Annotated in this window: 15 protein-coding genes; 1 reads left to right on the top strand and 14 read right to left on the bottom strand. The window is 51.9% G+C overall.

The features are described 5' to 3' along the window. Positions 1-26 precede the first annotated feature (26 nt). From tilS to melA, 14 genes are all read right to left on the bottom strand, one after another. The gene (gene tilS / locus GOM71_RS17300) at positions 27-1463 is read right to left on the bottom strand and encodes a tRNA lysidine(34) synthetase TilS (RefSeq protein ID WP_156283313.1); all 1437 of its coding nucleotides are present in this window, start codon (positions 1461-1463) and stop codon (positions 27-29) included. An 87-nt stretch (positions 1464-1550) separates the two neighbouring features. Continuing rightward, a complete protein-coding gene (locus GOM71_RS17305; RefSeq protein ID WP_367649674.1) occupies positions 1551-2492 on the bottom strand; it encodes a protein kinase domain-containing protein in 942 nt (313 codons plus the stop codon). Next, on the bottom strand, positions 2476-3201 hold the full coding sequence (locus GOM71_RS17310; RefSeq protein WP_156283315.1) for a vWA domain-containing protein: 726 nt from the start codon (positions 3199-3201) through the stop codon (positions 2476-2478). The genes GOM71_RS17305 and GOM71_RS17310 overlap by 17 nt, the downstream gene beginning before the upstream one ends. 348 nt (positions 3202-3549) lie before the next feature. Continuing rightward, a complete protein-coding gene (gene spoIIE / locus GOM71_RS17315) occupies positions 3550-6048 on the bottom strand; it encodes a stage II sporulation protein E (RefSeq protein ID WP_367649675.1) in 2499 nt (832 codons plus the stop codon). Between the two features lie 516 nt (positions 6049-6564). Further along, positions 6565-7068 (bottom strand): S1 domain-containing RNA-binding protein, encoded by a 504-nt coding sequence (locus GOM71_RS17320; protein WP_156283317.1) that lies wholly within the window; start codon positions 7066-7068, stop codon positions 6565-6567. 105 nt (positions 7069-7173) lie between these two features. After that, positions 7174-7491 (bottom strand): FtsB family cell division protein, encoded by a 318-nt coding sequence (locus GOM71_RS17325; RefSeq protein WP_156283319.1) that lies wholly within the window; start codon positions 7489-7491, stop codon positions 7174-7176. A 161-nt stretch (positions 7492-7652) separates the two neighbouring features. Then, the gene (gene yabQ, locus GOM71_RS17330; protein WP_156283320.1) at positions 7653-8264 is read right to left on the bottom strand and encodes a spore cortex biosynthesis protein YabQ; all 612 of its coding nucleotides are present in this window, start codon (positions 8262-8264) and stop codon (positions 7653-7655) included. Beyond that, a complete protein-coding gene (gene yabP / locus GOM71_RS17335) occupies positions 8261-8545 on the bottom strand; it encodes a sporulation protein YabP (RefSeq protein ID WP_156283321.1) in 285 nt (94 codons plus the stop codon). The genes yabQ and yabP overlap by 4 nt, the downstream gene beginning before the upstream one ends. Before the next feature lie 79 nt (positions 8546-8624). Further along, entirely contained in the window at positions 8625-9239 is a 615-nt protein-coding gene (locus GOM71_RS17340) for a histidine phosphatase family protein (protein ID WP_156283322.1), read from the bottom strand. Continuing rightward, positions 9202-9963 (bottom strand): hypothetical protein, encoded by a 762-nt coding sequence (locus tag GOM71_RS17345; RefSeq protein WP_156283323.1) that lies wholly within the window; start codon positions 9961-9963, stop codon positions 9202-9204. Before GOM71_RS17345 ends, GOM71_RS17340 begins: the two co-directional genes overlap by 38 nt. 71 nt (positions 9964-10034) lie before the next feature. Next, on the bottom strand, positions 10035-10313 hold the full coding sequence (locus tag GOM71_RS17350; protein WP_156283324.1) for an RNA-binding S4 domain-containing protein: 279 nt from the start codon (positions 10311-10313) through the stop codon (positions 10035-10037). A gap of 5 nt (positions 10314-10318) precedes the next feature. Next, positions 10319-10591, bottom strand: coding sequence for an HU family DNA-binding protein (locus GOM71_RS17355; protein WP_156283326.1), 273 nt, complete (start codon positions 10589-10591; stop codon positions 10319-10321). Between the two features lie 277 nt (positions 10592-10868). After that, positions 10869-12347 (bottom strand): bifunctional methyltransferase/pyrophosphohydrolase YabN, encoded by a 1479-nt coding sequence (yabN, locus tag GOM71_RS17360; RefSeq protein ID WP_156283328.1) that lies wholly within the window; start codon positions 12345-12347, stop codon positions 10869-10871. Positions 12348-12482: 135 nt separating this feature from the next. Beyond that, positions 12483-13781: an alpha-glucosidase/alpha-galactosidase gene (melA, locus tag GOM71_RS17365; RefSeq protein WP_156283330.1), complete on the bottom strand. Its 1299-nt coding sequence runs from the start codon at positions 13779-13781 to the stop codon at positions 12483-12485. A gap of 189 nt (positions 13782-13970) precedes the next feature. Here melA and GOM71_RS17370 point away from each other — a divergent pair, with 189 nt between their 5' ends. Further along, positions 13971-14834: an AraC family transcriptional regulator gene (locus GOM71_RS17370; protein ID WP_156283332.1), complete on the top strand. Its 864-nt coding sequence runs from the start codon at positions 13971-13973 to the stop codon at positions 14832-14834. The last annotated feature ends 230 nt before the right edge of the window (positions 14835-15064 follow it).

The raw sequence follows: 15064 nt of genomic DNA on the forward strand, positions 1-15064 counted from the left end.
TATATTTATGAGTATAACTGCGTTTCTTATTCGTTCTCCAAACGAATGAAAAGAAAATCCGTCGTATCCGCTTCGGCAAGCGCATGACTCGACCTGCGAATGCGCGGAATCCACAGCAGTCTCCCTTCCGCGTCAACAATTAGCGGGTACTGTTCTCGCGCTGACGGCGCGATCTTTTCGTCAACGAACATATCTTGCACTTTTTTGGAGCCGTTTAATCCTAATACCGAAATTCGATCTCCTGGCCGCCGATTGCGCACCGTCAACGGGAATGCGACTTGACTTGCGTCAAAGCAAGCCTCATCTCGGCCTTTCGCCCTTAGCGCATCGCCGTTCCTGCGATGCTCGAACACGATCGACAAGCCTCCCGCATCTACGCGTATGCAGTCCGCAAACTCATGGATTTCGAACGCATATCCATCCTTGCTCGGATCTGTTCCGCTTGCGCTGCCTGCTTGCTTCAACCATCGCATGACGCTATATTCGCGAACGCAACGTATGCCTGCTCCGGCATCGAAACGCCAGGTGCTCGGAGCTTCCGGCGCGGCTGCGAGACGCATCGTCTCGATATGCTCGAATGCAGCCGAATCCGCTTCATTAGAAAGATAATTTAATATTAGTTTAATCAATCTCCTTTGTAAAGCAACATGAAGCCCGTACAATTCGCTGCTCGGAATCGCGATTTCGCCGGGGGTTAACGTCGCGAGCTCCGCAAGCCGTTCTTCAGCCTGACGCTCCAGCAAATCGTCCTCAGCCCCCGCTACGTCGGCAAGTCTGCGCAGCGATTGAGACAGCTGAGGATTGAATTGCGATAAATACGGCAGCACATCCAAACGCACTACATTGCGAAAATAATACCGCTCATTATTGCTGCTATCGACTTCGTAAGGCACCTCATGCTCAGCACAATATTGCAAAAGGTCTGACTTGTTTATACGAAGCAACGGCCTAATGAGTTGCACGTTTTTTTCTTTGCGCTTAAACGCCATGCCGGAAAGCCCGGTCAGGCCCGCGCCGCGAAGCATTCGCATGAGCACAGTCTCCGCCTGGTCGTCCCCGTGATGAGCCAGCGCTATCGATGCCGCCCCGTACTTGCTTGCAATCTCATGAAGAAAGGCATACCTCCGCTCTCGCGAAGCAGCCGACGCATTCATTCTCGTTTCTTCTATATAAGCAGGCATTTGCAGCTCCGTCATCTCGAAAGGAATCGACAAGCGCGCTGCATATTGTCGAACTAGCTCCGCTTCAAGCGCCGACTCCTCGGCGCGAAAGCCATGATTGACATGCGCGACGACAATCGACAGCTTCTGCTTAGCCGCTATCGCATGCAGCATATGCAACAAGGCCATAGAATCGGGGCCGCCGGATACGGCCGCCACGATTGTATCGCCCTTCGTCCATAGTTTTTCCTGCACCGCCGTCTTCTCCAACTGCTGCAGCATTCCAGGCATACCATTCCCCATTGCTACTAGACCTCTCCAATTCCCTCAAAGTCGCACCGCTTATTATGTATGACGCAGGCACCAGGCCATTCTCGTTCTTGCCGTGAATTACAGCCCGGATCGAAACAGCCAAAAGATTGAAATGCCAAGAAGAACCGCGGACAGCGCCGCCAGACCCTTTAGCCAGCCTGGCGTCTCGGACTTTCGCCGCCGCGTATCCTTGCGATGCAGCAGCAGACGCCAGGCTTCGGCCCCTTGAGCGGCATCCCAGAAGTCTCCCGTCAATGCGCGCTGCATCCACCCGGACACCGGACGAAGCGTCTCGCTCTCCCGGGCAACCTGAAGCAGCTCCTCGATCGAACGGTTTTGCGGCAGCCCCGCGCTTAGCTGCTGCAGCCGTTTCGGCTCCAACAACTGCAAGCAGAGCACAGCAAACGAGAATAAATCATACTTTGCATCCGCTGACCGCGAGCCGGCGTTCCAATAGCCGCGATCGTAAATTTCCGTGAATTGGCGGATGCCTTTGCCCGTTGCCGTAACGCCGCCGTAATCGACAAGCTCGACGTAGCCGTAATCGGCAACGAGTACATTTTCGACTTTCAAATCGCCAAAAACCCACCCCTTCTTATGAAGCAAAGCGAGTTTGTTCAGCAAATTAAGTCCGACAAGCGGAAACCATTCCGCGCCGTTTTGCGACAAATAGTCAGAAAGCGTAACGCCTCTGACATATCGCATGATATAGAAGGAATATTCGCGGCCGTCAGGGCCGAGCAAGTCATCGACATCAATGAGGAAAGGCTCCTTGGCGGCAGATTGTCCGCCTGATTGTCCGCCCTGCTTCGCCAGCGCTTGAAGCACATTAATCTCGGATTGCAAATCGACCGCGTCCGCACCGACTTTCATCGCATACCAGCTTTTATCCCGCTGCACCAAATAAACTTTGCCGTTCGCCCCTTCTCCCAGCAGGCGTTCTACCCGGTAACGGTTATGCTTCCATTTGCCCGTCACCTGCATGCCGCGGCGAAGGTTGATTTTAAACGACGTAGTCACTCATCATCCCATCCGTTTCGTCTCTGCTCTTCTTACCATAATCCCCTTGCCGGTAAAAATCAATGACATGCATGATCGCCGGTCCCGTAGGCGTTGTCCCGTTCATCTGCAGCTTCGGAAACAGCGATTGCATCCCTTTTAAATTATCGGTCCAATCGAGGTCCATCGCGCAGTCATCCCCGTATTTGGAGCTTGGGAAGTGGAATACTGAAATTTCACTCTTGCCCTGCCTCGCCTGCAAGCTCAACATGAGATCGTGAATCGCTTCTTCCACAGCCCTCAGCTTCGGCTTCATGCTGGCGCTGGCATCGATCAGCAAAGCAACTTGAAGCCTAGACGTCTCGCCAAGCTCGTCTATGACACGTACCACCTCGCTCCGCTTTTCTGGCGGAAGCGCCTCAATCGAGCCGTTGCCGAGCACTTGCTTCAATTCCTTTTGCACCGCCAATTGAATCGACTGCACCGCTGTTTTACGCGTAATCATCTGCACCGTCTGCGACAGCTGCCGCATATTGACCAGCCTGCTCAAGCCGCCGCCCGCTCTCGCAATCTCTTCGATCTCCGCAGCGCCTAGCTCGCCTACATCGCCATAATCGAGTACGCCAACGACATTCACCGCTATTCCTTCCGCTTTCGCATGCGCCGCCGCTACAACCGGACTAACCCCAACATTCGAGCAGCCGTCCGTCACCAACAAGATTTGCTTCATCTGTCGCCCTCCTAAAAAGTTTGCAAAGCAAACTTACTTCGTAAGCCTTGGCCTAAAAAGTATGGCTAGACTGTTTCTATCAGTTTTGCCCTTTATTAGAAGAGATAAACGACTAGACTCGCAAAAAATATTAGAGAGCGACGCCACCAAATCCGCTCTGCGACACGCTGCCTTTATATCTTCTTTCGGAATCTAGCGCCCCCGATCTTACCTTTATAAGCAAATAAGACGCAAAAAGACTCCTTCGACAGCAGCTTCTAAGCGAGCTGCCTGTCGAAAGAGCCTGCCTGGGACCAACTTCCCCGTAGATAGCCTCCATTTGCAACCTCCAAGCGGCCGTTCTTTCCCTCAGCTTACCGTGCGCGGGCGCTCCAGCCGATTCGTCCCCGGCCAGCGAAACGATGCCCATTCCGGCAAATGCTTGTCCACTCTCGCAACGAGAACCGTCATATCGTCAATAATTTCCCCCTCATGGTAGCGAACGACCGTCTCCAGCAGCGCATCGGCCATTTCTTGCGGGTCACTGGTCCGCAGCTCATGAATAATCCGCTTCATCCACATTTCCTTATTCACGGCATGTCCCGGCGCATCGTATATGCCGTCGCTCATCATAATGAGCGTGTCGCCGGGCTGCAGCTGCATCGAGAACGTCTCGATATCGATATCTTGCAAAATGCCGATCGGCAAGTTGTTCGCCGTCACGGCGATCACCTCGCTGCCCCGCTTGATAAAGCTTGGGGTTGAGCCGATTTTCATAAACATCGTTTTCGCCGTGTACAAATCGATAATCGCCAGGTCGACGGTCGCGAACACTTCATCCGAGGAGCGCAGCAGCAGGATCGAATTGACCGATTTTACCGCGAGCTGCTCGTCCATGCCCGATTGAAGCAACTGCTGCAGAATGGACAGCGCCGCACTGCTCTCCTCCCGCGCCCGCTCTCCGTTGCCCATGCCGTCGCTGATCGCTACGGCGAATTTGCCATTGCCAAGCTCCAGCATACTGAAGCTGTCGCCCGACAGCAGGTCGCCGCCTTTGGCTGCTCCGGCAATGCCCGTCTCGATTTCGAATTCCTTCGCCGATCCGAACACAACAAGCGTCGCATCGCCGTTCTTGCTTCCGGCCCGCTCCGATTTCACCGCTACTTGCTCGCCGAGAATATCGGAGAGGAGCGGCGCGATAATTTTTCGGCACTCGTCATAGCCCTTCGTGAAATGATGGTACAGCTCAATTTCAATATTGCCCTCCTCCAGATTGATCACTTCGATATCTTGAATCGACAAGCCAAGTCCCTCCAGCGCTTCGCGGATCTGCTCTTCCTGCAGATGAAGCGTCTGTCCCTCGCGCTTAATTTCTCCGGCCAGATCCTCCATCACTTTGGAGACGCCGGACAGCTGTTCGGCAACAAGCTGGCGAGAGTCGAATATTTGCTTTTTCCAGTGCATATTATTTTGATATAGCTCGTACTGCTGCTCCATCACGCCAAGCACCTGAGCAGGCTTCACGCAATGGGAAACCCATTTGCGCGGCATCGTTTTCGCGGAAGGCACTCGCCCTTCCTCAACACTCGTAATCATATCGGTCATCATTTGATGCGTATGATAAAACTTGCTCTCCCAGCAAGCATCTCTTCGATGGCAATCGATGCAGCTGCGTTCGGCAACTGCATTCATGAAATGGCTAATTTCTTCCTCGCGCTTCACCGCTGCGGCCGCACCGCTGAACTGGCCGAAGCTGCGCGACAGCTGGCGGAACACTTCGGAATATTGCGATACGCGCTCAGCCGTTACCTCGCGTACCCTTTTGGCATAATCATGCTGCGACTTGGCATGCTCGTTGGTGCCGGGCACGTATCTGGCGATCGTACGGATCATCACTTTCGGCGTCAGCATTAGGAGAATCGCAGCCGCGGCCGACTCCCAAGTTGAAGACATGACATCGGACTGGCTTCCGACGTAAATAGCGAGAATCGAAGTGCCAAGCAGCATTCCGAACGCTACCGCTAATTTGCCCCCGTCACGAAGCAACCCGGCAAGCAGACCGGCGAAAGCAAGCAAGCTCATCTGCACGATTGCCGTCAGATCGGCCAGGCTCAGAATCAAGCCTGCTATAACGCCGACAGACGCGCCAAGAGGCGCTCCGCCCGCTAGCGCAAACAGCACGAGCATATACCGGGACATCACATGCTCAACGGACATGCCATAAACGATCCAGCCGACCGCTCCGGTCATGACCGATGCAAGCATAATCATTAGACAAATAATTTCTTCGTTTTTGAGCGAAGCTGTTTTCTTCGTCATCGTCAGCACCGGTATCGCCTGAATGAAGACGAGCGTAAGCACGAAGCTGAGCGCCGCTTCGACGACAACCATCATGAAGTTGTACCAGCTCAGCGCATCGCCGATAAAGATCGAGAACAGCTGTACAACAAGCGTCGAAGCAAATACGAGCAGCGGCGCCGATGAAAGCTCGGCTTTCTCATACGTCTCCAGTCCTTTAAAGAGCAGGAACAGCGCGGCAAGCTCCATTGCGATCCACATCGGCGACGGCACGGCGGCGAACCAGCTTCCGGCGATAAGCGATACAGCTACCCACGGGTACGCATCGCGGCGCAAAAAGTAAATAACGGCGAAATAAGCGGCGGCGAACGGCATTAATGACTCCAATATGACAGCCCGTCCGAGCAAGAAGCCGACCATTACAAGCAGGAACGTCCACTTCTTCGCAAGCAGCAGCTGTATGAACGTCCTTGAGACCGCCCATTCCCTCCCTTGATTGATCCATGATCTCCCTCGACCGGCCTTCTTGCCGTCTCCACCTGGAAAAATGACCACGTTCTCCTTATTCACTTACGACACCACCCATTCCGAGTATATTGTGTAACTCATTATAGGAGGTTGTCCGTATGAAGTTTGTCACTTGAAGGAATCGCGGAAAAAGTTTTTTCCGACAAATGGCTCGGTCGCCGCTGCACCCTTGTCGTCGCTTTGCAAACGCATACGCCGCAAGGGTTTGAACGGCCCGCCTAGTCCATTAGACTGCCGGAGCTTCAACAAAAACCGTCGACGTCTGTTCGATTCCGTTGGCGAATGCTGGCTTGCCGCTGTCGGTAATGCTGGACTTCCGCCGACACCGCTTGCCGAACATGACGATGGATAGCGGGTTGTATGGCGGTTCAGCGATTGGTCAAGATTACTCTTGAGGCATTAACGTACTTTTGTACCTTAGAACGGCGGATTCCAGCTCGACTCGGCTTTCTTAGGTACATTTGTACCTTGCATGCACCAACCGCCTTCACCCCAAATCATGCAAATAAAAAAGCAGAACCGCCAGGTTCTGCTTCGTTCCGGATTATATAATCCAATCTATACCCGTTTGGCGCCGCGTCCGCCGCGTTTGCCTTCGGTGTTTTTCTTTAGGGATGATATGCGTTCTTCGCTGTCTTTCAGGAAGCGCGACATTTTATCTTCGAATGACGGTTTTCCGTATGAAGGTCTGCCAGAAGATGGCTTGTTAAAGGGACGTCCGCCTCGATCTTGTCCGCCTCCGCCGCCTCCGCCGCGGTTGAAACGTTCTCCGCCGCCGCCTCCACCTTGACGTGGTTCGCGTTGCGGCGCTTGTTGGCCTTCTGGCCGATCAATCGCTTGTTTAATAGAAAGTCCGATTTTACCGTCCTTATCGACGTTAATCACTTTTACTTTGACGATGTCATCAATTTTCAGGTGATCTTTCACGTCTTTGACGTAGTTATCGGCAATCTCCGAGATGTGAACGAGTCCTGTGACACCTCCCGACAAGTCGACGAATGCTCCGAAATGCGTAATGCCTGTCACTTTACCCTCTAACTTGGCGCCCACTTCAATTGCCATAAAATAAAATGTTCCTCCCTAAGATATTTGCTAAATAGCCTCACTATCGTGATTATAACCGAACCGTCAAAGGAAGGTCAACAGACGTTCACCCTGTAGGTGCGTCTATTTAATGACTTGGATCGGCTGCTGGCCGTCCTTAACCATTCCTTGTTCCTTTGTCGCCAGCTGCTCAATATATTCCGGATCGTTAAGCCGATCAATCTGCAACTGCAGCTGCTTCGTCTCAACAGATGCTTCTTCTAGCTGTTTCTGTACCGTCGACAGCTTCGTTTCCATCGCTTTATGCTCATTCCACTGTCCTATGAAAGTATAAGCCGCCCAGCACATAAATAGAACACACCCCATTCCCCAAATCCGAAGACGGCGTCTGGTGCCTTGGTTGAATGTTGAGTTGTTCGCTGCTGCTGAGGCTGTTGCCATAAGCTTGTACCCTCCTAAAAAGTTTTGCGAAGCAAAACTTGCTTCGTAAGCATAGACTTTAAGTTTTGCGAAGCAAAACTTGCTTCGTAAGCATAGACTTTAAGTTTTGCGAAGCAAAACTTGCTTCGTAAGCATAGGCTTCGTTTTGCGAAGCAAAGCCTCTATTCCCGCTTAAACAATCGTTTCCATAGATTCGCAATACGCGATACAATCGCACCCCATTTGGCCGGCAACTGCCACCGTTTAATCATCGGACCAAGCTTCCGCCACAGCGGGCGAACCAAAGGACGAAGCATCCAACGGAGCAAAAGCCAAAACGGACGAACCAATTGTAACACAATTTTTAGCAGGAAAATAGTGAGTGCAGTCCCAAATCCAACAATCACCCGAATCAATTTGTATAGCAAAATAATCGGCTTTACGATAAGCACGTCCACACATTTGATTATAAATCGAATGAGCTTTCTTACTGCCTCGATCACCCATTTTACGATTGCGATGACGGCTTTGCTGAGCAGCCAGTAATAGCCGAGTACGCCGATCAGCAGTCCAACGAACACATACGCCCGCACTTCGCCGTAGTTGCTGGCGTATAACACTCGAAAAATGAGAAGCGCTGCCGCTACCCAGTACATCATATCAAGCACGGGAAGCCACCATTTCGGAAATCGCAGCTCGTTCGACACGACCCGATATCCGTCGAATACCGCCCCCATGGCGATGCCGGACAGCAGCATCGCGGCCATGGTGAACCATTGCATGCCGAGCGTCATTTAAACAGCTTCCCGAACAAGCCCTTGGATTTGGAGGTGCTTGTGCCGTCCAAATAGGCGAGTGAATGGACGAACCCCTCAATGGCGACGAGCCCCTGCTCCAGGTTGAGATGCTTAATATGCAGATTTTGTCCTTTGATTGTCAGGAAGCCCAGCTCTGTCTCCAACAGAAACTCTTCGCTGTCGAAGCTTTCCACGTTCAATACGCCGGATAATTCGAGCAGCTTACGGTTTAGCATCTTCACTTCCTGACGCTTCTGTCCTTTCACTTGATCATTCATCGACTCGTCCCTCCATCCGCTTCGAATACATCGAAACATCGCTTGAGACCAGCCTATGAGAAAAGGACAAACATTAGAACTAATGCTTCGCCGCAGACTCCAAATGCTTCGCGCAATTGAAACGTTCGCAGACCCAGCCGCCACCCTCTCCCGTTTCACTGCATATCGTCGAAATCGATGTATTAATCAAATGCTCATCGACATAGTCATTCGGCACCCAAGCCTTCATGCATTGGCCGATCAGCGCGCCATGGCTGACAACAAGAACATTTTGCCCCGGATGGCGTTCCGCAATTTCCTCCAGTACTTTCGACCCTCTGCCGACGACCGACTCCGGCGTTTCCCGCTTAAGATCGAGTTCTCTCCAGTTCGCGCCCCACTTCACAATCCGCTCCGCTTCCGTCGTCCCCTCGGTCAAGCCGCCGCTCGCCTCGCGCAGCCGAGGATCAATGTTCACCTCGCCGATACCCAGATGCTTCGCGACGGTCTCAGCGGTAACTCGCGCCCGCATCAGGTCGCTGGAATAAATGACATCCCATTGCTCCCCGCTTAGCCGTCTGCCAAGAAGTTCTGCTTGTTCCAATCCCTCTTCATCAAGCGGGATGTCGGAGTGGCCTTGTGCCCGCCCTTCCTTGTTCCACGCGGTGCTTCCGTGCCTAATCCATCCGATTTTCGTCGCTATCGTTGATTTCATTCGCCGCTACCTCGCTATCCTTTTGTACTGTTTTTATATGCAAGTAGATTACGGTTAACAGAACCGTATATACGAGATATAAATAGTCCATCAATACATCATAAATGAAAACAGCCAGCCGTTCATCGGGCAAAATAAAGCTCAGCCCTTCGCTTATCCCATAGAATGCTGCAAAACCTGCAGCCGTAAACAACACCACATAGCCCAAAAAAGGCCAAAAGCGTCCGATCGACATATTGCGCCCGACCTCAAGCGGATTCATTACCGACGTGTTCTCTGCTGAAACGACCACAGGCAGCAGCAGCGTCCTCGTTAACATAAGCAATCCGGGTACGACGAGCAAAATCAAACCCGCCGTTACGATAACGCCTTGCAAAAAATGATAGACAATAATGCGCGGCCATTTGCGCACGCCCCACATATACGAAGCCCAGACGCTGGCGCTTCCGTCTCGCATTTTACCGATTAAATAATAGACGACAACCGGCGTTAGTAGACTTAAAAATACGGCAGAAACAAATGTATCTGCAATCAGCGACGCGGGCGCTTCTCTATCTCCCCAAAAATACGCGTAATTTTTTATGATTTCGACCGGGACGGCCGTTACAGCCGCTATGAGCAGCAAAGCTCCGGCGTTGCGGAAGAATAGCGATAGCGTTTTGGATATGACGCCCCTTCCGTCTAAACGAAGCTCTGGCAGATGTTCAATCGACGATCTATTCACCCTGATCTGTTCCCCCTATGCAAAAAAAAGGCTGTCCGTACGGGCTCAGAGCCTGCCGGACAGCCTTATCGTTACCAGCCGAGATCGTTCTCGCGCGGGCGCTGTTCTTCTCTCAATAACGTGTAGAGTTCACCGGCTTCATCCTTACGGGTCGTTTCCGCAATCCGCTCGACGCGAACGGTTACGTTCTTCTGCCCGTATTGAATTGTGAGCTCATCCCCGATCTTAACGGTGCTGCTCGCTTTCGCTTCGCGGCCGTTGATCCAGACGCGTCCTTGCTCGGACACATCCTTAGCGACTGTACGCCGCTTGATCAACCGGGACACTTTGAGAAATTTATCAAGTCTCATTGAAACTACTTGATAGCGTCTTTCAGTTTGTTGCCTGCTTTAAATGCAGGAACTTTGGATTCTGGGATGGAGATTTCTTTACCCGTTTGCGGGTTGCGGCCTACGCGGCCGGAACGTTTACGAGTTTCGAAAGTACCGAAGCCGATCAATTGTACTTTATCTCCGCCGGCAAGAGCTTCTGTAACTTCACCAAGGAAGCCGTTCAATACAGCTTCTACGTCACGTTTAGTCAAGCCGCTTTTTGTTGCAATGTTGTTGATCAGGTCTGTTTTGTTCATTATTAATTCCTCCTAAAAGTTTTGTTTGTAAAGCAAAACTCACTTCGTAAGCCTAAGCTTAGTTTTATAAAGCAAAACTTACTTCGCAAGCTTTGAATTTGCCCTTGTCTCAAGCCGGTTCGGATATGCCGCCACCTGAAGCCGAGTGGGAAATTTTACTGGTAAACATGTTATACGAAGAATAGATATTCTGCTCGGCTGCAAAAAATCCTGCTGTCGTTCGAAATTTTTTAACGAATCGTATCGGAAATCTTCGATTAGTGACGAATAGCGACAGCTATTGTCGCTTCGCTTCCTCCCACCAACGATCCATTTCTAGTAGATCAGTCTGGTCAAAAGTTTTACCGTTTATACGAAGCTGCTCTTCGATATAAGAGAATCGCTTTCTAAATTTCGCGTTCGTGCGTGAGAGCGCCTCCTCCGGATCCGCCTTAATAAACCGCGAAGCGTTCACCGCCGCAAAGAGCAAATCTCCAAGCTCGGAAGCCTGCTGCTCCGCATCGCCGCTATCAATCGCTTCGCGCAGCTCAGCGAGCTCTTCCTCGATTTTGCTGAGCACCGGACCGATCTCGTCCCAATCAAAGCCGACCTTAGCCGCTTTCTTCTGAATGGCGTATGCTTTCATCAGCGCCGGGAGATCAGCCGGAATGCCGTCAAGCTTCGAAATCCGATCCTTGTCGGTCCCTTTCCGTTTCTTCTCTTCGGCCTTCATTTGTTCCCAATTCCGCAACGCCTCTTCCGCATCGTCAGCTCCACGATCGCCGAACACATGCGGATGGCGGAAAATAAGCTTCTCGTTCAGCGATTCGATTACGTCATAGACGGAGAATGAACCGTTCTCCTCCTCCATTTGGCTGTGCAGCATCACCTGCAAAATAACGTCGCCAAACTCCTCGCGCATGCCGTCCGGATCGTCGTTGTCGATCGCCTCCAGCGCTTCATACAGCTCTTCGATAAAGTTTTTGCGGATCGATTGATGGGTTTGCTCGCGGTCCCAAGGGCATCCTTCCGGACTGCGAAGGATCGAAACAACCTCATGCAGCCGGTCAAACGAACGATTCAGCACGGCGTCGTCATCCGTTCTCGGCACCCAAATGAGCGACAAGTTGCCGTAGCCGGGCGTGCGGTCCAGTTCGTAAAGCGGCACGCGCAATATTTGCTCTTCGCCCGGAACGCCAAGCGCATGTCCGACGACAACTTCATAATCGTCAGGGTAGCGTTCCATGAGCGCCAGCTTTACATCCGACGCGGTGAAAGCGTCGTAGACTTGGCCAAGCAGCGTATGTACGCGAGGCTGAAGCTGCGCCGGCTGAAGCTCAGCGGCATCCAGCAGCGCAAAGCCTTCAATCGGATCGAAGCCAAGTCGGATAAAGGCTTGGTCGAGGAAGCTTTCGCCGCCGATAATGTCAAGCGCGACGCCTTGCTCCGGGCACCGCTCGCGCAGCAGCTGTACCGTGCGCTCCGCCACCATCGGATGGCCGGGAACGCCGTACAGGACAGGCTCTGCGCTATCTTTTGCCTCCTGGATTAATTGCTTAGCAATCGCGTCGTAGACATCAGGAAACGTATCATGCTGTTCATAAATCGAGTCAAATGAAGTAAAAGTCAGCTTTTCGTCGCGCAGCAGCGATATGACCGGATGCTGTTCCGTACGCACGCGAATGCGCGGCGCCGCTTGCAGCCGCCGCCATACGCCAAGCGTCAATTGGCCGGCGTCGCCGGAGCCGAGGCCGACAACGGTAATGGATGCTGTCAATTCAGGTTCCTCCTTGTTTTACACATTAACGGTAGTATACCATTGCTGCGCCGCAATTCGAAATTTGGAGAACCCAAATGAAGACTTGTACATAAAAAAGCTGTCCCATCGCGTTCGATGGAACAGCCTTGTGTATTATTTATAAGCAGGCAGCCAGCTGCCATGAGCATCGATCAAGTCGTCGCAGAGCGAGACGATATCGTCCATCGAAAGCTCCGCCGATGTATGCGGGTCAAGCAGCGCCGCATGGTAGATGTGCTCTTTTTTGCCCGTAATCGCCGCCTCGATCGTCAGCAGTTGTGTATTGATGTTCGTGCGGTTAAGCGCCGCCAATTGCGGCGGCAAATCGCCGATATAGGTCGGTGAAATGCCGGAACGGTCCACCAGACACGGCACCTCGACACAAGCTTCCTTAGGCAGATTCGTGATCAGCCCGTTATTCATGACATTTCCGCCAATTTTGTATGGACGGTTGGTCTCTATCGCCTCCATGATGTACGATGCGTATTCATGGCTTCGCGTATGCTTGATTTTAGTATCCGAAAGCAGAGAATCGCGCTGCTGCTCCCACCCTTTAATCTGCTCCACGCAGCGGCGCGGATACTCATCCAGCGGGATGTTGAACCGGTCGATCAGCTCCGGATAGTTCCGTTTGATGAAGTACGGATGGTACTCCGCATTATGCTCCGAGGACTCCGTGACGTAATAGCCGAATTTCAGCATCAGCTCGAAGCGCACCATATCATGATGCTTTTCCTTTTGCTTTTCAGTGGCACGACGCTTAATTTCAGGATAGAGATCAACACCGTCTTTTGTCGCTTCAAGCAGCCAAGCCATATGGTTAATGCCGGCGATTTTCGTCTTGATGCCCTCTGTTTCCATACCGAGACTCTCGAACAAATGCGGTACGCACACTTGAACACTGTGGCATAAACCGACTGCATTCACCCCGCCATGCGTCGACAGCACGTTGGTCAATACCGCCATCGGATTCGTATAGTTCAAGAACAGTGCATCCGGGCACACCTCTTGCATATCCTTCGCAAAATCCAATACAACCGGAATCGTTCGCAGGTTGCGGAAAATGCCGCCGATGCCGACCGTGTCCGCAATCGTTTGGCGCAATCCGTATTTTTTAGGAATTTCAAAGTCAGTAATGGTGCACGGGTCGTATCCGCCCACTTGAATGGCATTTACGACATATTTAGCGCCGCGCAGCGCTTCTTTACGGTCGGTGTACGCTTTGATCGTACAGCTACTGCCTGAAGACTGTTTCATATTGAGCAGTAATTGCTCCGATTCACGCAGCCTGCTGCCGTCTATATCAAACAGCGCCAGCTCGAAGCCTTGCAATGATTCGGTCAGCATCACATCGCCTAGAACATTTCTTACAAACACGGTGCTTCCTGCGCCGATAAACGTAATTTTGGACATGCAAATTTCCTCCCTGCTTCTCATCTTCTGATCTGGATTTGACTCCTTAACTATACGATTTACCGGCAGGGGAGGAACATGGCTTAACTCCTGATAAACCTGTCATAATTCCTTTACATCTTCTGATTTCATCCGTATTATAATCATAATTCCTGTCATAATTAAGCAACATGAAAGGCGGTTCCCGACATGGAGTTTTTCAACAAAAATGATTCGAAACAACGTCAAATGGAGCTTCGCCTGCGCTTTTTCGGTAGCGAGCAATGCGCGCCGCTGCACAGCTGGGGACCGGGTCTTCGCGACATCTATATTGTTCATTACGTGGTAAACGGCAAGGGGCAATTTAGCACGGGAGGAGAGACGTATCAGCTGTCCGAAGGACAGGGCTTTCTCATAACGCCGAACACGCTCGTTCATTATGCCGCCAATGAAACCGATCCTTGGACATACAGCTGGATCGGCTTTGACGGACTGCACGCTAGAGCCTTCATGCAGCGGGCCGGCCTAAGCGTTTCCCAGCCTGTTTTCAACGCTGCCAAGCCGCCTTCAAGCCCGCCAGGCACAGGAGCCAGCTGGTTTGATGACGCTCACCGTCTTCTGATGGTTGCGAACGACGACAACGCAGCGGATGTGCTTCATCAGAGCCTTCTGTATCGCTATATAGCAGAGCTGATAAGCTGCTCGGAACAGTCCGGCGCTTCCGATGCCAAGGACACCAAACGCAGCGGCTCCAAAGTAGCTTACCTGGACAAAGCCATTTCCTTTATCGAAAACCAATACAGCCAAAAAACGACTGTACAGGACATCGCGCAAGCCGTCGGCCTCGACTCCACCTATTTATCGGCATTGTTCAAGCAGCACTTCGGCCTTTCGCTCCAATCCTTTCTGCTGCAATTCCGGATGAATCGCGCCGCGGAGCTGCTCGCCAATAAAGCATTGACGATCAGCGATATCGCGCGTTCCGTTGGCTATACCGACCCCTTCGTATTCAGCAAAATGTTCAAAAAATCAATCGGCTCCTCCCCCCGCGCCTACCGGGAAAATCTGAAATAAATAAACTGTATTTAGACTAACAGAGCGTTCGTCCCCGGCTCAACTGTAAGGGTGTGCTTGAGCACTTCACTGAAAAACCGGCTCGGCACGTACAGCATTCCTTTAATAATCACAGGCGCAAAAAGGCGATTTGTTCGTCATGGCAGTTATTCCTCCGGCAGGATCAAAATGATGGAATAATTCTACGTCCCGTCAAACTTATAAATGCTTAGAATTCAAAAAGGCCCGTC

This window comes from Paenibacillus sp. NEAU-GSW1 (genome assembly GCF_009737085.1).
In the GTDB taxonomy this organism is placed as follows: domain Bacteria; phylum Bacillota; class Bacilli; order Paenibacillales; family Paenibacillaceae; genus Pristimantibacillus.

Coding starts and splice junctions, on each gene's coding strand:
- tilS (WP_156283313.1), bottom strand. CDS start 1,463: ATGGGGAATGGTATGCCTGGAATGCTGCAGCAGTTGGAGAAGACGGCG.
- GOM71_RS17310 (WP_156283315.1), bottom strand. CDS start 3,201: ATGAAGCAAATCTTGTTGGTGACGGACGGCTGCTCGAATGTTGGGGTT.
- GOM71_RS17320 (WP_156283317.1), bottom strand. CDS start 7,068: ATGGCAATTGAAGTGGGCGCCAAGTTAGAGGGTAAAGTGACAGGCATT.
- GOM71_RS17325 (WP_156283319.1), bottom strand. CDS start 7,491: ATGGCAACAGCCTCAGCAGCAGCGAACAACTCAACATTCAACCAAGGC.
- yabQ (WP_156283320.1), bottom strand. CDS start 8,264: ATGACGCTCGGCATGCAATGGTTCACCATGGCCGCGATGCTGCTGTCC.
- yabP (WP_156283321.1), bottom strand. CDS start 8,545: ATGAATGATCAAGTGAAAGGACAGAAGCGTCAGGAAGTGAAGATGCTA.
- GOM71_RS17340 (WP_156283322.1), bottom strand. CDS start 9,239: ATGAAATCAACGATAGCGACGAAAATCGGATGGATTAGGCACGGAAGC.
- GOM71_RS17350 (WP_156283324.1), bottom strand. CDS start 10,313: ATGAGACTTGATAAATTTCTCAAAGTGTCCCGGTTGATCAAGCGGCGT.
- GOM71_RS17355 (WP_156283326.1), bottom strand. CDS start 10,591: ATGAACAAAACAGACCTGATCAACAACATTGCAACAAAAAGCGGCTTG.
- melA (WP_156283330.1), bottom strand. CDS start 13,781: ATGTCCAAAATTACGTTTATCGGCGCAGGAAGCACCGTGTTTGTAAGA.
- GOM71_RS17370 (WP_156283332.1), top strand. CDS start 13,971: ATGGAGTTTTTCAACAAAAATGATTCGAAACAACGTCAAATGGAGCTT.